General features: G+C 50.1%; 16 protein-coding genes. 5 read left to right on the top strand and 11 right to left on the bottom strand.

Annotated elements, in window-relative coordinates:
- Window positions 1–25 precede the first annotated feature (25 nt).
- Window positions 26–1,756 (bottom strand): DUF885 domain-containing protein, encoded by a 1,731-nt coding sequence (locus RF679_RS05305; protein ID WP_309483175.1) that lies wholly within the window; start codon window positions 1,754–1,756, stop codon window positions 26–28.
- 21 nt (window positions 1,757–1,777) lie between these two features.
- Complete coding sequence (locus tag RF679_RS05300; protein ID WP_309483174.1) at window positions 1,778–3,166, bottom strand: metal-dependent hydrolase family protein; 1,389 nt, start codon at window positions 3,164–3,166, stop codon at window positions 1,778–1,780.
- A gap of 316 nt (window positions 3,167–3,482) precedes the next feature.
- Here RF679_RS05300 and RF679_RS05295 point away from each other — a divergent pair, with 316 nt between their 5' ends.
- Window positions 3,483–4,874 carry an MATE family efflux transporter gene (locus RF679_RS05295; RefSeq protein ID WP_309483173.1) on the top strand — a complete coding sequence of 464 codons (1,392 nt, stop codon included), beginning with the start codon at window positions 3,483–3,485 and terminating at the stop codon, window positions 4,872–4,874.
- Between the two features lie 155 nt (window positions 4,875–5,029).
- Here the strand turns inward: RF679_RS05295 and RF679_RS05290 are convergent, their stop codons facing one another.
- On the bottom strand, window positions 5,030–5,407 hold the full coding sequence (locus tag RF679_RS05290; RefSeq protein ID WP_309483172.1) for a GFA family protein: 378 nt from the start codon (window positions 5,405–5,407) through the stop codon (window positions 5,030–5,032).
- A gap of 384 nt (window positions 5,408–5,791) precedes the next feature.
- Between RF679_RS05290 and RF679_RS05285 the strand changes: the two genes are divergently transcribed.
- Entirely contained in the window at window positions 5,792–8,212 is a 2,421-nt protein-coding gene (locus RF679_RS05285) for a FimV/HubP family polar landmark protein (protein WP_309483171.1), read from the top strand.
- Between the two features lie 55 nt (window positions 8,213–8,267).
- On the opposite strand, the gene RF679_RS05280 is transcribed toward RF679_RS05285, so the two are convergent.
- The 6 genes from RF679_RS05280 to RF679_RS05255 form a co-directional block, all read right to left on the bottom strand.
- Window positions 8,268–9,662 (bottom strand): serine hydrolase domain-containing protein, encoded by a 1,395-nt coding sequence (locus tag RF679_RS05280; protein ID WP_309483170.1) that lies wholly within the window; start codon window positions 9,660–9,662, stop codon window positions 8,268–8,270.
- Window positions 9,663–9,858: 196 nt separating this feature from the next.
- Complete coding sequence (locus RF679_RS05275; protein WP_309483169.1) at window positions 9,859–10,278, bottom strand: hypothetical protein; 420 nt, start codon at window positions 10,276–10,278, stop codon at window positions 9,859–9,861.
- Between the two features lie 90 nt (window positions 10,279–10,368).
- Window positions 10,369–10,881 (bottom strand): hypothetical protein, encoded by a 513-nt coding sequence (locus tag RF679_RS05270; protein WP_309483168.1) that lies wholly within the window; start codon window positions 10,879–10,881, stop codon window positions 10,369–10,371.
- A gap of 45 nt (window positions 10,882–10,926) precedes the next feature.
- The gene (locus tag RF679_RS05265) at window positions 10,927–14,160 is read right to left on the bottom strand and encodes an efflux RND transporter permease subunit (protein ID WP_309483167.1); all 3,234 of its coding nucleotides are present in this window, start codon (window positions 14,158–14,160) and stop codon (window positions 10,927–10,929) included.
- A gap of 11 nt (window positions 14,161–14,171) precedes the next feature.
- Window positions 14,172–15,344: an efflux RND transporter periplasmic adaptor subunit gene (locus tag RF679_RS05260; RefSeq protein WP_309483166.1), complete on the bottom strand. Its 1,173-nt coding sequence runs from the start codon at window positions 15,342–15,344 to the stop codon at window positions 14,172–14,174.
- Window positions 15,341–15,994 (bottom strand): hypothetical protein, encoded by a 654-nt coding sequence (locus tag RF679_RS05255; RefSeq protein ID WP_309483165.1) that lies wholly within the window; start codon window positions 15,992–15,994, stop codon window positions 15,341–15,343. Before RF679_RS05255 ends, RF679_RS05260 begins: the two co-directional genes overlap by 4 nt.
- A 312-nt stretch (window positions 15,995–16,306) precedes the next feature.
- Here RF679_RS05255 and RF679_RS05250 point away from each other — a divergent pair, with 312 nt between their 5' ends.
- The gene (locus tag RF679_RS05250; RefSeq protein WP_309483164.1) at window positions 16,307–16,993 is read left to right on the top strand and encodes a heavy metal response regulator transcription factor; all 687 of its coding nucleotides are present in this window, start codon (window positions 16,307–16,309) and stop codon (window positions 16,991–16,993) included.
- 54 nt (window positions 16,994–17,047) lie between these two features.
- Window positions 17,048–18,556, top strand: coding sequence for a heavy metal sensor histidine kinase (locus tag RF679_RS05245; protein WP_309483163.1), 1,509 nt, complete (start codon window positions 17,048–17,050; stop codon window positions 18,554–18,556).
- A 155-nt stretch (window positions 18,557–18,711) separates the two neighbouring features.
- Here RF679_RS05245 and RF679_RS05240 read toward each other — a convergent pair whose 3' ends face one another.
- Together RF679_RS05240 and RF679_RS05235 are read right to left on the bottom strand one after the other, a co-directional pair.
- A complete protein-coding gene (locus RF679_RS05240) occupies window positions 18,712–20,277 on the bottom strand; it encodes a M20/M25/M40 family metallo-hydrolase (protein WP_309483162.1) in 1,566 nt (521 codons plus the stop codon).
- A 214-nt stretch (window positions 20,278–20,491) separates the two neighbouring features.
- Window positions 20,492–21,760, bottom strand: coding sequence for an MFS transporter (locus RF679_RS05235; RefSeq protein ID WP_309483161.1), 1,269 nt, complete (start codon window positions 21,758–21,760; stop codon window positions 20,492–20,494).
- A gap of 227 nt (window positions 21,761–21,987) precedes the next feature.
- Between RF679_RS05235 and RF679_RS05230 the strand changes: the two genes are divergently transcribed.
- Window positions 21,988–22,362, top strand: a complete 375-nt coding sequence (locus tag RF679_RS05230; protein WP_309483160.1) for a hypothetical protein — start codon at window positions 21,988–21,990, stop codon at window positions 22,360–22,362.
- Window positions 22,363–22,371 lie beyond the last annotated feature (9 nt).

The following is a 22,371-nucleotide window of genomic DNA, read 5'->3' as shown; positions in this document are numbered from 1 at the left end:
CGAAGCTTCACCGCAGGCCAGACTTCTATTTCGCCAGCATTTGTTCGCTAGTCAAACTGACTGGGATATTACCGAACTCATTAAAGTCGCGGAAAAAGTCGCGCATCACAAACTGTTGATGTTGAAGTTCGCTCTGCTTGGCTTTTTGCGTCATCAATTTTTCGATCAGATATTTACCAACCACATAACTCGTACCATAGCCCGGTTGACGCAAGTAGAGATGCTGCTCGAACTTCAGCAGGTGCGGCTCGCGTCGCATCCAATTCCGTGGTGTCCAATCGAGATGCACTTTGCTGGCCTCTTCCATCGACTTCATATTGGCGTGCGCATACAAAGATCCCAGTCCACGTGCTGCACGTTGCGCCAATAAGATCCACACTAACTCACGCGAGCGGGGACTATCATCATGCAAGCCCATTTGCATGAACATCTCTTCAACGCCTGTGGCAACACCTTCATTACGTGTATCCCACAGGTTGTACAACAAAGGACCGCGTCGGATAGGGCTGCTATGCGGTTCATCGCGCATCTGTGCCAAATCAAACCAGTGATACCAATGGCAGTACAAGGCAGCAGGATCGTAATGCAAGGTGATACTAAAGAAGTTGCGCTTTTCCTCAGGCACGAAAGCTTGCAGATGTTCACGCAAGGCTGGTTCCATATTCGCCTTGATTGGCATCACTTCCTTGTCTTTTAAGAAGCGCATCAACTTGCTAGCAGCTTTATCTGCACGTTGATTAAACTCTTCGACTGAGGCCGCAGCGCTCATCGGTGGCAGATCTTTATTGCGTTGTTCTTCGAGCTTCAAATTCGCCCATGCGCGATCCAATTCGCGTTGCAATAAATCGACCTCTTGCTGCCAAGTCATCGGCACCAAATGAACGTTTTGTTGATACCACGTGTAATGCTCTTTACCGATCCCAGAAGGTCCCGTTTTTTGCTTGCCTTCGCGCTCTAACCAGGCAACGAAATCCTTGCTAGCATTGCTCGCCTCTGTGATCGCCTGCTTGAGCTCAGCACTGGCTTGCGTTGCCACTTTGGTGTCCAGTGCATGCAGTTCTTCGACTTGTTGTTGCATCGTCGACGTACCAGCGAGCCACAGATCTTTCGCATTACCCGTCAAGTTCTTTTTCGCCTGCTGCAACAAAGGACGAATCGTCATGAGCTGTTGCGCCAATTTGCTTTGATCTGCAATGGATAATGGAAAACGGTATTGCCACAATTCGATCGTCGCGTGATGAGTTGGTCCTTCTCGCGCTGGCGTATCGGAAGCTTCATTGTAGATCGACAAATAGAAAGCCGGATCGCGCACCCAAGGCTGCAGGACACGCTGATTGAATGCATAACCATTCATCTCGGCACGAACGATTTTCCAATCAACTTTTTCTGCCGCGCTCCAGCTGCTAGTATCCATCGCCAGTAGCCGTGCTTCTAATTTCTTGAATTGCGGCCACGTAGCGGAGCGCGCTTGCGGACTATAATCAGGCACTCCGTTTTTGAAGACAGGACGTTCAAAGTTGCGCCATTCTGAAAATAAAGATAGCAGTTCTGCATATCTGGAGCTGGCTGCCGCGGCGCTCTTTGCCCCCTTGGCTGGCTTAGTTTGAGCGGCTCCAGACTGTGCAATTTTGTCAGAAATCGTCTGCATGCTTCCGTCAGAGGCTCCACCGACTTCCACTTGACTCGAATGCGCAATGCCCCACGCACATAAGCATGCCACGAACATTACCGATTGTTTTCTCTTCGTTTTCATCATCGTTGCATACTCCCTCAAATTTTATTCTGATTGACTTAATTGACGATAAACTTTGCCGTCCTTCATCACCCACTTCAGCTTCCGTAAAGCTTTGATGTCTTGACTGGGATCACCTTCGACTGCCACTAAGTCCGCCAGCATACCCGCTTTGACGCTACCGATGCGATCGCCGTAACCAAAAATCTGGGCGTTGCCTGAGGTCGCTGCGGTCAAGACATCCAACATCGGCATGCCATAGTCCACCATCAATTCCATTTCGCGAAGGTTATCGCCATGGGCATACACACCAACATCGCCCCCCATGCACATACGCACACCGACTTTCAGCGCCAAGGCGAAACTCTGACGTTTAGCCGTAATTCGGGCGGGCTCTGGTTCGCTGCCCTTCTTCCATCCGCGGTACTGTTCAATCGCATCGCCCGCCGCCAAGGTTGGACACAGGGCCACACCTTTGTTTTTCATCAGACGAAACACTTCTTCCGTGCCACCATCGCCATGCTCAATCGTTGAGGCGCCTGCCTCGACTGCTCGTCGCATGCCCTCAGGACTGGCTGCATGGGCGACCAGCTGTCGATTACCGCTCTTAGCCAATGAGGCCATGAGCGCCATCTCTTCGACGGAAAAGATAGGTGCAGCCTCACCATCGCGACCTGCGCGATAATCGGCATACACCTTGATCACATCCGCCCCTTTTCCAATCTGCGTTCTCACCTCTTGGCTGATTTGTTCCAAGCCTGCGACCTCAGCCGCACCTTGCGGCAAATCGAGATCAGGATTTTGACTCTTAGGCCCATAGGCACCTTTGGCGACCAAAGCGCGACTAGCGATGATCATACGTGGCCCCAGAATAATGCCCTTCTCGATCGAGCGCTTTAAGCCAAAGTCATCAAAGGCCGCGCCTTCGGTACCGAGATCACGCACCGTCGTGAACCCTGCCATTAGGGTCGCCTTAGCATGATTGCCGGCCCGCAAACTACGTTCGGTGCGGGTTTCTTTCAGCACTTGATCATCCCAAGCGGTCTCGTTATAGGGATGTAGAAACAAATGAGAGTGCCCTTCGATCATGCCTGGCATCAAAGTCATTCCCTTTAGACCGAGCACTTTGGTCGTCGCGCTCAGCTTCATAGGCTGCGGACCTACTGCTTCAATCTTATTACCTTTCACAAGCACGACCCAATCCGTGTGCATTTGCTTACCATCAAATACGCGTTCGGGGACCAATAGTGTCATCGCTTCTGCATTGGTTGGTGCAGGTGCCTGAGTTTGGGCTTGTGCTTGTGCCTGTGCGTGCGCTGCGCAGATTCCGATCGTACTGCTAAGAAGCCAGGTCAGCACGCGTAAAGATGAAACTGATTTTTTGAGAGTTTTCATTTTCTTGAGAGCGCAAGTTTGATATTTTCGACTAGACATTTTCATCTCTTTTAAACTTCACTTTGATCGAGCATGCCGCTTATTTGTATTGAGTTTGGCCAACAGCACAAATGTGACGAGGTAGATCGCTGAGAGTGCTTATTTGATTCTTCAGCAATCTCTGCAATATAGCCGAGGCGACTAAAAAACTATAGATACAAATGGAGTCGCGAAGTTCCTCGGCACTGGTTTGCAACAGATCAGCCTCGACTTCGCTTCTAAGATGTCAGGCTATGTCAGGCTATAATGCAGTACGTTCATCAGTGACATGGCGCGACGTCAGCCGCAGCCCTGTTCAAGCATTATTCAATCGGCGATGTCCCAAGTACAAACATCCAATTCAGATTCACAGTCACATTCGCTCGCCAGTGCGAGTTTATTCGCCATCACTTGGCCGATTTTGGTCGAGCAGTTATCGCATATTTTGCCGGGCATGATCGACATTTTCATGATTAGCCACCTTGGCGACGATGCCGCGGCGGGTGTCTCAGTGGCCAATCAAATCGTGGTGTTTTTCATCGTGCTGTTTTCCTTTATTGGGCTCGGTTGTAGCGTCGTCATCACCCACTATCTCGGGGCACAAGACCGTCAGGGCGCTGAACAAGTGGCGCACAATGCACTCGGCATCAACGTTTGGTTAGGCTTACTTATCAGTATTCTGACACTCTTCTTCTCAGAGCAAATGCTGGGCCTGATGCATCTCCCACCTTCACTCTTGCCTTATGCACGCCCATTCTTGGCGCTGATGGGTGGCACTTTGTTTTTGGAGGCGCTCAATATTGTGCTGGCGGCGATTTTGCGCGCCCACGCTCATACGCGAGAAGTAATGGCGGTGGCTTTAGGAATGAATCTCATCAATATTGGACTCAATTCCGTGCTCATTTTCGGACTATTTGGGCTACCCGCGCTAGGTGTCGTTGGAGCCGCCATTTCAACCGTGATCAGCCGTGCCATCGCCTGTGTTGCCTACTTTGTTTTGACAAGAAAGCTTCTCCATTTCCATGCTCGCTTTGACTCTCTGTGGCGATTCTCACGCAGCATGATCGGAAAAATTCTCCATATCGGGATTCCTTCAGCCGGCGAAAATCTGTGCTGGTGGACTAGCTTTATGGTGATTACCTATTTCATCGCGCAAATGGGAGCAACGCCGATGGCCACGTTCACTTATGCGATGCAGCTATCGATGATCATGATGATTTTGAGCATCTCGATCGGCATCGGTACAGAAATCTTAATTGGCCACATGGTCGGTGCTGGTGAACTCGAACGCGCTTACCAACAACTTTTGCAAAGTCTGCGCATTGGCGTGGGCTTGACTGTGCTCATGAGCGTCCTCGTCGTCTTGTGTGCGAGACCTTTATTTCAACTGTTCACAGCCCAAGAAGAAATCATTCAAGCCGGTGCCCATTTACTGTTAGTCTCTTTGATCTTAGAACCCGGACGAACTTTCAATTTAGTGGTGATCAACTCGCTGCGTGCCACCGGAGATGCGCGTTTCCCTCTGTATGCCGGTCTAGTGTCGATGTGGGGTGTGGCGGTCGTCTTCGCTTGGCTCTTAGGCCTGCATTGGGGCTGGGGCTTGGTCGGGGTTTGGCTCGCCTTTGCTGCCGACGAATGGCTACGAGGACTACTCATGTATCACCGCTGGCGAAAACGTAAGTGGGTCAAGTATGCCTTGGCGACTCGCGCAAAGCTACATCAACTCTAATCCTCGACAACTTGGCACCTTGGCAACTTGGTAATTGAGGCGGAACATCCTTCGCACTTTGCGCATCGGACACATCGAGCCGAACGCAGAGGCCCGTCACTCCACATACTCCACATACTCCACATACTCCACATACTCCACCTACTCCACCTACATCACGCGCTCTTATCGCGCAAAAGATGGCCAACGCTCTCCCAATTTTGCCCGTCAAAATTGACGATATTGACCCGCTCGGGACGCGTTGCCAAACACCGTAAATTGACATCGACGCCATCGGGATTGGAGCGCGGGACGTAGAATGGTTTCACGCCGCACACTTTACAAAACAAGTGCTCCGCAACTTTGGTATTAAAACGATATGACGTCAAAGATTCCTGCCCTTGAATCAAACGAAACTGGCGTTGCGGCACAATCACGTGCAAGAAGCCAGTCATCTGACAAATCGAACAATTACAATCTTCCACATCAATTTGATGATCCAACTCAACTTCAAATTGAACAGCGCCACAATGGCAGCTTCCGCGATGCAGCATATATTTTTTATCCCTTCATCAAGCCGTGACCTCGACGTCACATCGAAATCACATCGAAGCGCATTATCCAAGTTTGAATGCCGGAGCGGCGGGCGAGTGCAATCGCGGTTCCTTCGTCCCGACCACATTCAAAAAAAAACAGTCTGTCGCATAGACCCGACACCAATCATAAGACCACTCGCATTCTTTCACGACTTTTACTTAAGTCGCCGATGATTTTAGCCGTAACCCTAAGATCAGCCGTAGCATGTCAAAAAGCAAGATTTCCAGCCTGAAATTGTATTTGCATTCGATTGTCAGTTTTGCGCAAAAAATTATTCATTTACTATTTTTTTACGCGCGTTCTCCACTAAAATCGCTGCTCCTTACCGATTCGGATTCGCTATGAAACATACGCCACCTTGGTTATCTGCGACTCGCCTCATTCTTACTTGCATCCTCGCTTCGCTTGCACTGAGCACTAGCGCCAGTGGCTCAGGTGTCGGCAATGCGGGTAATTCACACCAAGATGTCGATCTTCGCAAAGATACTTACGCTGGCTACGATAGCAATACCACTTACGAAAAAAGTAAATTTGGCGAAGCGACGCAAAGTAACGGCGGCGCTAATCCTAACACCAACGCGCGCAGCCCTGAACAAGAGTTGAAGGCAAACCAAGCACAGCTACGTGATGCGCTGCAAAAGCAAATGACCACACTGCTGCAGGAAAACGCCGAGATCAATCGCCAACGCATACAAATCATGGAATCCGGCAAACAGCGTCTGTTGTGGGCCCAAGCATTGGTCGCTATCTTTGTCATGAGCATATTGGCCGCGCTGGCTTATTTCTGGCATCTTCATGCGCGTAACCTGGTCAACCGTGGTATGCACGCGATCTCAAATACACTGAGCAATTTCCAGGACTCCTTACTGCAGTTTGTCGACACTAGCGATCTCGCGGCACATTCAAGCGTATCCAGCTTCGCTCTTGCACAAGGCCCGCAAGATTCTAATCAACAAGACATCCACAAGCCAGATAGTTCAAAACTCGACATGTGGAAACAAGAAGCCAAACAAGAATTCAGACAGGAGCCCAGTTTCGTCAATCAAGCAAGCCAGAGCAATCAAACTGCACCTGATATCGATACCGCTGAACGTCGTCGCCAAGCCTTAAGCGCACAACGTAGTACAAATATTTCACGCGATTATTTTGTCGAAGAACTTGAACACTATCAGCTCGATCAGCTTGATCAACATCAAGCATCAGCACCAGCCAAACTTGAAGCAAGCAAAGAAGCTGAAACGAGCGCGACCACACCAACTCCGGTTACCCCCGCAACCAAACCAGATGAATTTTTTGCAGTCAAAGGTTATGTCGACTCATGGTTGCGCGTTTATAAGCCAAGCGAACAAGCCGAAGACAGCATCCGCTTAACGCCGAGTGATCCGTTGATTGAGCTTGCAAAAAAAGAGTCTGAAAAAAAGCCTGAAAAAGAGTCTGAGAAAAAGACTGAAGCAACAGCCGCGAATGATCCAGCAAAAGCAGCCGAAGAAGTGTTCCGAAAAGTGGTAGAAACGCATACAGAGCAAGAAGACGATAGTCTCGCTTTCGACCGTGATGCCAACAAAATGCAAGCACGTTCATCGAGTCACAAACCACTCGGTTATAAACTGGCCAAGGCTAGCACGACCAATCCAAGCGCCACTATACCTCAAGCAATGCCGACGACCCCAGCTGCATCCGTAGCGCAAACACCAAACGCTTCTTTGCCACAAGATACATCGATTAAAGAAATCGAACCCTTTGCGATGAGCAAGGCAAGTGACGATGATTTAGTAGAAGCCGCCAAAACATACACGCCGGCACCAAGCAAGAAGAAACCGAGTTCGCCACGTGAGCTTCTTTCTGAACTCGATCACTGCCGCGCCAATAACGACGCTGAAGCCTATCAACGCGTATATCGTGAGATCAAAAAATACTTTAACTTGAAGCTCGAACCTTGGGAAATGCCAGGTGCGGTCGAGCAAAAACAGTTGGCGGATTTCCCTCACGTGATCAACAAAATACTCGAGCTTTGGGCCTCTGATGACATCGTTGCCTATCTCGAACGTTTAGTCGGCAATTCACGCATCAATCCGCGTCAAGGGTTTGATCTGGCGATTTTCGAGAAACTCGAAGATTTGCTAACACTTGCACGTACTGCAGATCGTCCACGCGATCTACAGCAGCTCAAGAAACTTGATCGTGCAGCGTTCTTATTTGTGCCAGTGTCGACGCCAAAAGTCGAAAGTTTCAAAGCCAAAGAGAGTGCGCCAAAATCCGCCCTACAAATTGATGCTTCATTAAGCTATCAGCACTCCGAGCGCGCAAAAATCAATCATGCGAAATTAGAGGCGATGATCACGCCTGAATTCGGTGCCCTTGATGACGCGATGAGCGCAACGGTCAACGATGGCTCGAACATTGCTACAGCGACCACCACGTCGCAAGATGCCGTGGCCACAAATGAAATGAATATCGCGCCCCGCTTACCAGAACCGTCACGCGAAGCGCGTCAAATCGATGCGGATCGTAACCACGGTGGGCAGGACGATAAGTTCATGCTGTCGCCATTTGAGGTCAGAATCAAATTGGCCGTTGCGTACACTGAAATGGGCGATCATGAGGGGGCGATTCTTTTGCTGGAAGAAGTTATTCAAGACGCGCCGCTCAACCAACGCAAACATGCAGAACGTTTAATCCGTGAAATTGAGGCGAAGAAATCCCAGCAAGCCGATCATATGATCAGCCATGCAGCGCAAACTACAGAGCCTTTGGTACGATAAGCGAGCGGACATCACTCGCGTATGCAGCAAGCCATCTGACAAAGACTTACTAGCACTATCGTAAAGCTGCATTCACTGCATTAAAGAAAGCCCAGTAATCAGTGGCGGCGCCGCCGGTTGGCTGCGGCTGTGCGCCCCACAGCACCACCGCGGTTTGGGTACGCGGATTGATATACATCGCTTGCCCATGAATACCAATTGCCGCGTAGGCAGCATCGCGTTGTGCTTCTGCAGACGTTGCTGGCCACCACAAATAGCCATAGGCCAAAGGACGTCCATTTTTCAAAAGACGTGGCGTGGTGGCTTCATAGGTCCATCCATCGGGCAGGATTTTTTCGTCTTTGATTTTGCCTTGCGCCAGCATGAATAATGCAAAGCGCCCATAATCGCGCAAGGTGGCGGCGATACCGCTGCCGCCGATTTCAACACCATTCGGTGCATCCAACCACCAATACGCATCCGCTTCCATGCCAAGGCGGCGCCAAATGCGTTCACTCAAGTAGTCAGACAAAGAACTCCCCACTGCATTCCGTAAGACGTAGGCCGCGATCTGCGTTTCGCCTGTGTTGTAGTTAGCGACCGTACCAGGCTCCGCCACACGCGGCAATTGTCGTAACACTTCCAATACCGCGCCCGGCTTTTGCCCAATCTGCGCCTCTAGTAAGCGACGTCGATCAGAGCGTGGGTCTGCATAGGTTTCTGACCACGCCACTCCGGAAGCCATCATCAACACATCACGAATGCTGGCATCGCGATAGCCACTATTCTTGAGTTCAGGAACATAGCTAATGACTTTGTCATTCACACTTTTGATTTTCGCTTGCTTGATGGCCGCCCCTACCAAGGTCGAGGTGATGGACTTTGCGACCGACATCGACATCCAGCGAGTCTTCGGTGAATTACCGTAGCGGTACTGTTCCAACACCACCTTACCGTCCTTCAGAACCAATACTGCCGCGATCCGATTGGCTTCATAGAAGCGGTCAAGATTCAATCCTACACCGCGCTCATTCCAGTTTAACTTCGCCAAACTTTGCACTTGCTGCGCTGACGCCGGCACTAAGGGCAAGACTTGATTCGGCTGGGCGGCACGTATCTTATTGACGGGAAAGAGGCGATCAATATTGCGGAAGGTGGCAACTGCCAGTTCCGGACTTAATACTCCGTCATAGATTTGACGCACCGTGCCAATCGGCTCCATGGCATGTGGATAAACACTGGCGCTAGCCGCTTTGTCTTGGGACTTGGTGGCTGCTACACCGAGTTTCTTTTTCGCTTCATTTTGTTTTTCAACTTCGGTCGACAGGACTAGTTTGGCTTGAGCTTGCTGAACAATGCCAAAACCAAGCCCTGCCATGATGAGAAAAGCCGAAGCACAAAGAAAAGACGGAGCAGAAGAAAACTGAGGAGCCCAATGTGTAGAAGAATGAGGACGGTGCATAGACAACATGGCGGCTCCCACGACAATGAAAAAGACGGATGACATCAAGCGAGCAGAGCGACAGTTTGTTCACTGCAACCCACAACCCGCAAGTACTTGAGTGTTAGCCAAGTATTATAAACATGTGCCCCCAAAAATACAGCGCGGCCATCTCCGTCACTTTAACAGAGAAGGCCGCATCGACTAGTACAGAAAACCCAATGAATTACATAGTGCTTCGCTTTTGCAAACCGGATTCCAAACTCAGTTGCAAATTCAGTGGGGTTGTCTCTTTGCTGGTATTGGTCCACATCCAGCAATAAGTTTGCTGCAACTTCGTTTTGAGTTTTCCAGTGGCCTCATTTTGTTGTTTCAGCTTCGCTGGAAAGTTGACCTTCTTCCCAACGTGAAAATGAATATTGAAGTCAAGCGCACGTTCCGCTTGATAGCTCCATTGTATCGTCTCACCTTTTTGAAAATCACCACAGACTTCCACCATATCGCCAGCCGCGATGCTATTGGACAATGTGTACTTGTGCTCAGCATCGAAACGAATCTCGTGCACACCAGCATAGGCCGATGCAGCACTCATGCCGAAACCCAAGAGGCTCGTGACAAGTACACATGCCATTGGTTTAAATTTCACTTTTTCAACTCCACTTTTGGATTATCTCTGTCGGCATCTACCGACACATATTTGTCATCACTTACTGAACTTCACTCATTCTCGATGGCCTTAATGATGATGCTCATGCCCTGCTTCTGCTGAAGCTTTACTATTTTTTGCCTTAGACGCTTTCACAGGAGCGAATGGCGTAAAGCGTGCTTGTTCTACGCCTTTACCAGTTTCATTAAAACTCAGCGCTGCTTTCAAATCAGCACTCGCGTTATAGGCTGCTTGCCCCACCAGTTGATTGTCGGCCTGCGACTTAAGTTCCACTGTAATTTTCTGTTTGCCTTGTACGATCAGTAAATTCGCTGTCGCACCTTTGGTGGCAATCGCTTTACCAGCGTGATCGGTCACGTAAACCACCACAGGGCTAGTCTGCGCATTCGTCGCACCGGCTTTCAGCACCAATTCAAAGTGATAAGGCCCTGCCATCCGGGTTTGACCACCATGCGGCGATTTAATCGAATCAAAGTACTTATCATCATGCGCCCAAGCGCTGCTCGTGACGGCGACCGTCGACATCATACCGACCATGCTCAAAGCGACCACTTTCGACAACACATTCTTTTGCATCTTCATTGCCTTGCTCCTTCCATGTTCAACACACATTGATTCACATCCTACTCAAAAACTCTGTTCAGCCACAGACTGCTGACGGCCACCCTGCTCATGCTGTCCGAGTGCGCTTAACTTTTCTTGCTGCTCAGCCAAATGCGACGCTTGCAATTGTTCTACCGCTGGTCGGCCCCACAACCAAAACATCAAGGGCGTCAGAACAGTATCCAAGATCGTTGAGCTAATTAAACCGCCAAAGATCACCACCGCTACCGGATGTAAAATTTCCTTACCTGGTGCATCGGCAGAAATCAGCAAGGGCAATAAAGCGAAAGCCGCGACCAAGGCCGTCATGAGCACTGGCGTCAAACGTTCCAGCGAACCTCGAATAATCATCTTTTGGTCAAACTGTTCGCCTTCAAACAGGCACAAATTGATGTAATGACTAATCTTCAAAATCCCATTGCGCGTAGAGATACCGGCGAGGGTAATGAACCCAACTAGCGCTGCCACCGACAGACTTTGACCAGCAATCCACAAGGCCACCACACTACCGACTAATGCGAGTGGAATATTCCCCATAATGATCAACACCAGTCGCATAGAACGATAACGCCCATATAGCACCAAGAAAATTAAACTCAAGGACACTAAGGCCAACACGGCGATCAAATTTGAGGCTTTTTCTTGGGCTTGGAATTGCCCTTCGAGGCTGGTCGAATAGCCACTCGGCAATTTAAACGCTGCCAACTCTTCACGGATATCGGCAATCACTTTCGCCATATCACGCCCGTCGGTATTGGCCGATAACACTATACGACGACGCGAATTTTCACGATTAATTTGATTCGGGCCTCCGTTTTCTTCGACGGTCGCCAGCAAACGCAAAGGAATATAACCACGCGGAGTCGCAATCAACAGTTCGCGTAAAGCGGCCAAATCACGCCCTTGTTCTGGTAGGCGCAAGACGAGGTCGAAACGACGGTTCCCTTCTACCAATTGCGTAATTTTTTCGCCCTCGATTTGCTGCTGCAAACTACGGAGCAATTCGCCTGGATTCAAACCATAACGCGCAACTTGCCCATAATCGAGATTGATCTTGATCTGCGGGATGAGCACTTGTTTTTCGATCTGCAAATCGGTAATACCAGGCACTCGCGCTAAACGTTGTCGTAGATCTGCCGCTTGATTGCGCAAGAGATCAAGATCATCGCCGACAATCTTCAGCGCGATTTGCGCCCGCACGCCGGACAATAAATGATCAAGTCGATGGGAGATCGGTTGGCCGACATTACTATTGGCTGGCAAGCTCTTCAGACGTTGGCGAATATCTTCGATGATCTCGTTGCGACTGCGTTTCGATTTGCGTAAATCGACATCCATTTCACTGTAATGCACACCCTCAGCATGTTCATCGAGTTCAGCGCGCCCAGTGCGTCGCCCCACCTGTGTTACTTCTGGCACTTGCATCATCAATTGCTCAGCCATACGCCCTAAACGGTTCGACTCTTCCAAGCTCGTGCCCGGATTCAAGACCAAATTCACCGTGAGCGTACCTTCATTAAACGCCGGCAAAAAAGCGCGTGGAAAGAAAGGAATGCTGGCACTCGCCAACAGCACCAAGATCACGGCGCTGCCCAACAAGGGTTTAGCGTGTGCAAATGACCACTGCAGTAGACGGGTATCCCAAGCCTTCAATTTACTCACCAGCGCGCTGTCACCGTGGTGAATTTGCTTCATTGTCGGTAGCAAGAAATAACACAACACTGGGGTCACCGTCATTGCCACCAACATACTCGCGAAAATAGAAACGACGTAGGCGATGCCTAAAGGCGTGAACAAACTTCCTTCAATGCCGGGCAATGCAAATAGGGGAACAAAGACCAGCACCACGATCATGGTCGCATAGACGATGCCGCTACGCACTTCACCCGAAGCATTCGCGATCACGGTCAATACCGGTAAAGGTGTAGCCGCTTGCGCATTCTCTTTCAGGCGCCGCAGCACATTCTCCACATCGACTACCGCATCATCGACCAATTCACCAATTGCAATCGCTAGTCCACCCAAGGTCATGGTATTGATCGATAAGCCGAGGTAACGGAATACCAAGACCGTGACGACCAAAGATAAAGGAATCGCGATCAAAGAAATGAAGGTCGTCCGTGTGTTCAAAAGGAAGAGAAAGAGCAAGACCGCGACCATGATCGCGCCATCACGCAAGGCGTCTTTGACATTATCGAGCGAATTTTCAATGAAGTCGGCTTGGCGGAACAGGAACTGCGGCTGGCCTACACCGACAGGCATGCTTTTACTGAGTTCCGCAATGGCTTTTTCCACTTCGCGCGTCAGTTTCACGCTGTCGGCCGTCGGTTGTTTTTGAATCGACAAGATCACTGCAGCAGCGCCCGCATAGCCGCCGTCGCCACGCTTAAAAGCCGCTGCCAACTTGACATCAGCCACTTGTTTCAACAAAATCGGCTGTTCATGCTTCATTGCCACGACGGTATTTTGTAGATCTTCGATGCGTGTAGTGCGACCAATTTGGCGAATCAATAATTCGCGACCATTGGCCTCTGTGAAGCCACCGCTGGTATTCCCGCCAAACTGTTGCAAGGCACTTTCGATCTGATTGGCCGTCAAACCAAACGACTGCAATTGCGCGGGTTTGAGTTCCACACGAAATTGGCGCACTTCGCCACCGATCGGTGTCACCTGCGCCACGCCGGGAATGTTTAACAAGCGGGGGCGCATCACCCAATCAGCGAACTCCCGCGCTTTCATGGCAGGATTGACTTGCTCGTCCGTATTGGCGCTGGCGTTGTGATCGTGGTCTTGTTTCGCATCATTCCCACCGGATTCAACAATCGGCAAAGCCACCAACAAAATCTCACCCATAATCGACGAGATCGGTCCCATCTGTGGCTGTACACCGCTCGGCAATTGCTCGCGCACCAAATTCAGTCGCTCCGCCACTTGCTGACGGTTACGATAGATATCGGTACCCCAATCGAATTCCACATACACAATCGACAGACCAACGCCGGATACCGAGCGCACACGACTTACTCCCGACATACCATTCATACTGGATTCAATCGGAAAACTCACCAATTGCTCCACTTCTTCTGGCGCCATACCACCTGCCTCGGTCATCAAGGTCACGGTGGGCTTATTCAAATCGGGGAAGACATCGACGGGCATCTTACGCATACTCATGATGCCGAGTACGACCAACAACAGCGAGATGGCGATGACCAGGAGGCGTTGCTTGAGGCTGGTGTTAATGATGGCTTGAAACATGTGTCATCATCCTATTTCACTTGCGCCAACAGATGCGCACCGCTCACCAAAATCCGCGCGCCCTCTTCCACTCCAGACAATATCAAGACGCGTTCCGCATCGAGCGCTTGCAGCTTGACTTGCTTCTGCACAAAACGTTCTGCTTCGGTATGTACCCACACCGCACTCTGACCCGTACCCACTTTCACAATCGCCGACAAAGGCACCGCGACGCCTTCGCTATCACGCTTCTGCTGCACGAAGACTTGCAAACTCTGTCCGACCGCGACGTTTTGTGATTTGGATCTTTGATCTGTAAGCACACGGAACAATAAAGGAATCGCTTGCTCACGCATTTGCTGACCGCCGCCCAAGAATTTTAAATCTAGTTTCGTACTCACCACGCCCGCATTCTTCCAACTCGCCGTCGCACCAATCACCTCGTTCGCATTCAAGGGTTCATAGGCTAAAGCTTCGACCATCAAACGGCTAGGGTCGATAATCTCAAGCAACGTTTCGCGTGCATCCACCACTTGGCCAGCAACGGCATTGGCAACACTAATTACGCCCGAAACAGGAGCGATCAAGGCTTCCGTTTTAGACAAACTCGCTTCGACGGCGGCCTTGCGTTTGCGCAGCGCTTCATAGTCGTAACGCGCGGCTTCGACGACCGCTTTCGGCAGCGCTTCCGCCAATGCTTCGTAGCGCTGCACTTTTTTCTCAGCAATCGACAACTGCGCATCGAGATCGGCCAAGATCGATTGGCTATTGCCGCGATCCAAACTACTCATCACTGGTCGAAGATACGCTAAAACCTGCCCTTTGCTGACGCGTTGACCGAGCACTGGCAAGCTCTGACTAGTGACTTCGATGCGCCCCGCTTGACTCGCTTGCACTTTGCCGCCTGCATTCGGATCCGCGACGACTTTACCATTGAGCTCTAGGCTGGTCGCATATTGATCAACTTCCGCGACGATGGTCCGCAGTTGTAATTGTCGTTGCACCAATTTCGGCACAAAGACCGAACCATCAGGCAAGCGGGTCGCCGCTGCAGCTTCGACTTGGCTTCCATTGGTTTTCTTGACTGCCGTCGCACTCGGTTTCTTGCTGTGATCCTCGTCGCCGTGTGCCCAAGTTTGGTTCGACCCAACTGTCAACATCAAAGCGTTCAAGAACGCTAATCGCCATAAAGTCGCCCGCATCATTGCACACCTCCAGTAGTGGAGTTTGTAAGCCTGGCGGAGTTTGCAGAATTAAAATTCAAGGAAGTACGCCCCGCTCTACGGCGCATCCACAACAGCAAGACCAACACCGCAGCGGATATCACCGAGGCCAGCGCCAACCATCGTTGCCAAGTGGGTGCCGACGCTGCATGGTCATGCAGTGACTCATCATCGGCCGCAATCTCCAATGTGCTGGCTAACACATCGCTGGTGTCCGCTGCATCAATCGTAAAGGTCAATGGATACTTGCCCACGGCGGCAGGCATCTTGGCTCCCAAGCTTGAAAGGTCGATTACATACACACCGGGCTCGGACTCTTTCGCGAGTAACTTGAACAGACCTTTGCTCTCGACTTCGATCTGGGCGCCGTTGACCGCTTCGTTGCTCGCAAATTGATCGAGATAAATAACTAAGCGCGCACCTTGCAAGACCGCGACCAATTCAAAATCTTCACTCTGCGCACTAGCGCGTGGTGCCACCGTAATTTGATTCGCCACTGGCGCCGCATGTTCGTGGTCGTCATTGCCATGCGCCCGTGCCGACGGCGACAACATGGCAAGTACGAGAGCCAAAGCAGCCGCAAGCAAGATGCCAAGGAAACTGTGAGAGATCTGGGCCTGATTCATTTGCATTCTCGCTTGCACAAGAATACGAGTAGACCGAGCTAAGTTCATTTTCATCGCCATGCGATCATGCGCCGGAACATCCATAAAACCAAACCTCATGATAAAAAAACAAGCAACGCTACCTAAACCCAGGGCGGCTCTTTAATGCTGCACATTATGGCGACATCATCCCAACACAAAGCTGACAGCAAGATTACAAATCGGTAATCTAGGCTTTCGGCTATGCCACTCTCCTCGTAATTGCGCGAATTCGCGTTAGAATGCATGCCAAAAAAGTGCGAAGCAAACAAGACCTAACCCAAGCCACCATCACGCTGTATGAAAATCCTAATCGTCGAAGATGAAATCAAAACCGGAGACTACCTCAAGCAAGGATTGAGTGAGTCTGGCTTTGTGGCGGATCTTTGTCGTGATGGGAATAGCGGTTTGCATTTGGCATTGGGTGAGCAATATGACCTGATTATTCTCGATGTCATGTTACCCGGCTTAAATGGCTGGCAAGTTCTGCAATCCTTGCGCACCAAAGACTTGCAAATGCCAGTGCTGTTTTTAACTGCGAAAGATCAAGTGGAAGATCGTGTAAAAGGCCTTGAGCTTGGTGCTGACGACTATTTGGTCAAACCGTTTGCCTTCTCCGAATTATTGGCGCGTGTGCGCAGCCTGCTGCGGCGAGGCAAACAAATGGAGGCCAGTAGTTTGCGCGTGGCTGATCTGGAGTTAGATCTGCTCAAGCATCGCGTGACACGCCAAGGGCAACGCATCGACTTAACTGCCAAAGAATTTTCTTTGCTCGAGTTATTCATGCGTCGACAAGGCGAAGTACTGAGTCGATCTTTGATCGCATCGCAAATCTGGGATATGAATTTTGACAGCGATACCAATGTGATCGAAGTGGCCGTGCGACGCTTGCGGGCAAAAGTGGACGATCATTTCGAACCCAAGCTGATTCATACTTTGCGTGGGGTCGGCTATGTCTTAGAACAAAAGCCCGGCGACACTGCGTGAGTCGTGCACACTGAATCATTATTCAATCCATCGTTCACCACTTTCCTCTAATTCATGCTAAAGCGACTCTCATTAACCGCCCGCCTCAGCCTTTTCTTCACGAGCCTCGCTTGTGTGGTGCTCTTGGCTTTGGGGTGGTTGATTGGTGTATCGATCGAGCAGCATTTTGAAGAGCAAGATCGCCATGCTTTGAGTGGCAAACTCGAACTGGCACAACACATCATCGAACGCGTTGAAACCGAAGAGGATTTACAGCATCTACAAACACAGCTCAGTGATGCCTTAGTGGGCCATCACGATTTGATGATTCACATTTTGGACAATCAGCAACGCGCAATCTTATCCTCAGACCACCATCGCTTTCCTGTTGACATATTCAATGACAAAACAGGCAGCCACGCAAACAGCATCACGAGTGGTGCGGTTGATACCCATGCGCTGCCCTTGCGACAATGGCAGAGTGAAGGTCAAAGCTATCGTGGTCTGGTGACGCAATTCAACACCAAGAATCCAATCTACGCCCCAATCACAGTAGCGATCGCAACCGACATCGCGCACCATCAGAGTTTCATGCGCACTTTTATGAAAACGCTGTGGTTATTCGTCGCAGGCGCTGCCGTGTTGACGGCATTGTTGGCGTGGGTCGCAGCGAGTCGCGGCCTAGGTCCTTTGCGCACCATGGGGCAACGTGCCTCCACCATCACAGCTGACAAGCTCGATCAACGTTTAGCGATCGATGCAGTGCCGCCAGAATTGGCTGATCTCGCTGAACATCTAAACCAGATGCTGGCGCGTTTACAAGAAGCCTTTGATCGATTGTCAGCCTTCTCCTCTGATCTCGCCCATGAGTTAAGAACACCGATCAGCAATCTCATGATGCAAACCCAAGTCTCTTTATCACAACCGCGCGATGCACAAAGCTATCGCGAGATTTTGGAATCGAATGCCGAGGAATATGCTCGATTAGCGCGCATGATTAGTGACATGCTGTTTCTCGCCAAAGCCGAAAATGGCGCGCAATTAGTGCATTGTGAAACGGTTCAAATCGATAGCGAAATCAAAGCGCTGTTCGACTTCTATGAGATGCTCGCTGAGGAAAAAGCACTAAGCTTTCACTTAGCACTGGACGCCCCACAGGCAAGCGATTCTTCAAACAATACACAAGACGCTCAGACCGAGCTTTTCACGCTCGAAGCCGACCGACTGATGTTGCGGCGCGCCTTCAGTAATATTCTCAGTAACGCGATACGCCATGCGCAAACCAACAGCACGGTTGAGGTCAGCCTCGCAGTAGAGGCTGACTACATCACGGTCAGCATAGAAAACTGTGGTGACACTATCGCTGCTGATCAATTGACGCGTTTGTTTGAACGTTTTTATCGTGGTGACTATGCACGCCAACATGCATCAGGTGAAGGCGCTGGATTGGGCCTTGCGATCGTGCAAGCGATTGTTCGTGGTCATCATGGCAGTATCAGCGCCCAATCTGAACAAGGACGCACACGCTTCACGCTGCTGCTACCGCGCCGACAAGATCAAGCAAAGACAACTGCTGCTGAATAAGTTTCGGCAGCAGTATGCCTTTTCATCATATTTGACTAGGACTTTCGCAGGCGTCAAGACTGTGCTGATTCGGCACGAAGCCACATCCAACACAGCGATTCGGTCGGACGAACACAACGATATCAACGTCGGTTTTTGCCTAGGTCCGTTTGACCTTATTGCGCGATCCGTTTGGTCAGTTCGTTTAAGAATTTCTGTCCTTCATACAAGGACTTTACTGGCAACTTCTCATTCAAACCATGTGCATTCGCACCTTCTGGGTAGTGAAACATACCGCTAATTCCGTAAGTCGGAATGCCGACTGTATTCAAGAAACGACCATCGGTACCACCCGGTGACAAGGTCGGTAACAGCGGAGTACCTGGCCACATTTCTTGGGTGATGGCGCGTGCGTGTTTGACGACTTCCGTTTCTAAACTCGGCACTGGTGGCACCGTCGCCACACCCAGTGCGGTAATCTTGATGTCTTTATCGGCGATCACATTGGTCAAAGTCGCTTGCGTTTGTTCGACCGTTTCACCTGGCAAGATTCGGCAATTCACCATCGCTTGTGCTCGCTGCGGTAAAGCATTGCTTGCATGGCCGGCATTGACCATCGTCGCAACGCAAGTGGTACGTACCGATGCATTATTGAAAGGGCTGCTGGCACTAAAGCGCGCCAAGGCTTCTTGGTCGACAGGCTCACGCAAAATCGCCTTCATATCCGCACCAATTTGACCGCCTTCTATTTCTGCCATTGTTTCGAAGTAGGCGCGTGTTGTTGGAATTAAACGGAATGGAAAATCAAATTTTCCGAGGCGGCTCAGTGCATCACTCAAACGATAAATCGCATTATCTTTGCGAGGCTGAGAACTATGCCCACCCGAATTGGTAATTTCAAGTTGGAAAGTCTGAAATGTCTTCTCACCCGCCTGCAAGCCATTGCGAATCGGCTTGCCATTTTTATCCATCAAACCACTACCGCCTTCGTTCAAGGCAAACTCCGCATCGATCAATGGTCGATGATGCTTGAGCAAAAATTCGACGCCATTAAAATCAGAAGGGATCAATTCTTCGTCGCAAGTCAGGGCCAAAATCAGGTCACGTTTGGTTTTCAGTTTTTCCTGCTTGTATTGCATCATGTTTGCCACGAAAATTGCCGCCATGGCCTTATCATCTGAGGCACCTCGCGCGTAGAACAAGCCCTTCTCTTCGATCAACTTAAACGGATCACGTACCCAATCTTCGCGCTTTGCTTCCACCACGTCGATATGCGCCAACAGTAATAATGGTCTTTTACTGGCACCACCACTACCAGCATTCGCGCTAAAGCGTGCCACCAAATTTCCTTTTTGCGGCCCCTTTGGTGGCACTAGCACTTGCACTTCTTTATCGCTATAACCCGCTGACTTCAAGCGCGCTGCCATGGCCTGCGCCGCTTTGGTGCAACTACCGACCGAGTTAGTGGTATTGATTTCTACGAGCTCTTGGTAGACTGCCCGCAATTGTTTTTGTTCTGGGCTTAAATTCGGCGTCGTTTCAGCCGCTTGCGCCAAAGAAGCACTGCCAAGGCTCAAGGCGAGCATGGCTGCAAGGGCGATATTTTTCTTTTCAAGGAAAGTTTGAAGTGAATATTTGAAAGGAAACTTGAACAAAGATCCGTTATTTACCTCGGAGGATGTCAGCGCGTGTTGTGTTTTTGCTTGCATCACATCGTACTGCCAATGACCTAACATCTTCATCTTGTCGCCTTTCGAAAAGTTATGAGTACAAACTGTCGCTCCACATCATATCAAAGCCCAGCGCAGCCGAGCCGATCAGAAACTGATGGAGTCGTTTTACGATAAATAGTTCCCGTAACAGGATGAGTTAAAGATGTTCAACGCGAAGCTCGCAAAATGAAAAAGGCGCGAACCTCGCGCCTTTTCAAAAAACTTAACTCTTGTTTTTAAGTTTTCATGCCGCCTGCAAAGCCTGCTGCGCTGATTGCATGATCTCGCGACGGAATTGGAAGTGCATCCACACGAGTGAGATACAGACCGTGCCGTACAAGAGCATGAAGCAAGAGCTGCGAACCCCAGTCAAGTCAACCATCGCACCAAACATAATCGGTAAGATGAAACCACCTAAACCGCCAGCCAGACCAACAATGCCGGATACCGCGCCAATATTGTGTGTGTACTCATCAGAAATAAATTTGAACACTGATGCTTTACCCACCGCCATCGCGATACCGACCACAAACAACAGCAATGTGAAGACCGTTGGAGACAAGGCAATCGCGAAACTTTGCTGTCCATTCACCGTCTTGATTGTGAAATCAGTTTGCGGATAGGACAACAAGAAGAAAGCCACCCAGCAAACCCACATCACCCACCATGTCACTTTGTAGGCGCCATATTTATCCGACAACCAACCACCGAAAGCGCGCAAGACACCACCAGGCAAAGAAAAGCAAGCCGCCAACAGCGCTGCATCTTTCATGTCGAAGTTGTACTCGGTCACGAAGTATTTCACCATCCACAAACTGAGGCCGACATAACCGCCAAACACCACAGAATAGTACTGGCAATAGCGCCACACTTTAGGATCTTTCAGCATCTTCAACTGCGCAGCAAAACTAACCGAAGATTTCACGTTGTGGCTAGGATCAGTTGCCGAAAACACCCAGAAAATCAAAGCCGCAGCCAGCATCAGCACGGCATAGACTTTTGGTACCATGACCCAACCGGCCGATGCAATAATCGCTGGCGCAATAAATTTATTGACGGCTGCACCTGAGTTACCAGCACCGAAAATACCCATGGCCAAGCCCTGACGCTCCTTCTTAAACCAGCGCGCCACATACGGTGTGCCGACCGAGAACGAACCACCAGCCAAGCCAACAAATAAACCGAGCACGAGGAAATGCCAGTAAGCGGTCGCATAACTAATCAAGAAAATCGGAATCACAGTGGCGATCATCAACAGGAACAAGACAATCCGACCACCAAAGCGATCGGTCCAGATTCCCAAGGGCACGCGAATCAAAGATCCAGTAAGAACCGGCATCGCAGTTAATAAGCCAAACTGGGTCTCGTTCAAACCCAAGCTTTTCTTAATCGGAATACCGATCACACCAAACATCATCCAAATCGTAAAACACACGGTAAAGGCCAAAGTACTCGATGCCAGTACCGAATTTGCCTTACCGCTTACTGCTGCACTACCCATTTGCTCAGCCATTTTGCTCTCCTACTTTTGATATAGGTTCACTGTAAACCTCGAGCAGAGCTTTGGACATTCACCTGACGGCGATCAAGAATGGGTAAAAAGGATAAGCAACTACGCCAAAAGAACTAGGGCGGCCAACAAATTGCTGTAAACTACGGCTATCGTGCTACCACGCTACGCATAGAAGCCATGCCAGCAAAAGTAGCACTCCTCACAGATCAGCTTACTAAAGAAATATCATGGATCAAGCCCTCACCATCGACCAATACGACGCCCTCGAACAAATCACCAAGCTCGCCAAAGGCGCGCGCCCGAGTGCGTGCATTGCCCGCAATTCAAAACATTTGGTGGGGATTAAATTAGTAGCGCATCGTCGTGATGGTGGTTTTGAATTGACCGAGCTCGGTCGCCAAACCCTGTTCATCAAACAGTGTATTGATGGATTGCGTCAAGTGGCGCAAGGTGAAGTCACGCTCAGTAAAGCGGTCGCGACATTTTTAGGAAAAAAAGGACATATCGAAATCGATGAGGCGAGCGGTACTATGAAAGTCACCGCGCGCGGTTTAGAGTGTTTGGCGGATATTGATGCTAATCTCGCCAAGAAAAAGCCCTAAGCTTCAGTC

This window comes from Undibacterium cyanobacteriorum (assembly GCF_031326225.1).
Classification (GTDB): domain Bacteria; phylum Pseudomonadota; class Gammaproteobacteria; order Burkholderiales; family Burkholderiaceae_D; genus Undibacterium; species Undibacterium cyanobacteriorum.
Note: the sequence above shows the minus strand (reverse complement) of the source record. Positions and strands in the feature narration are given on the sequence as shown.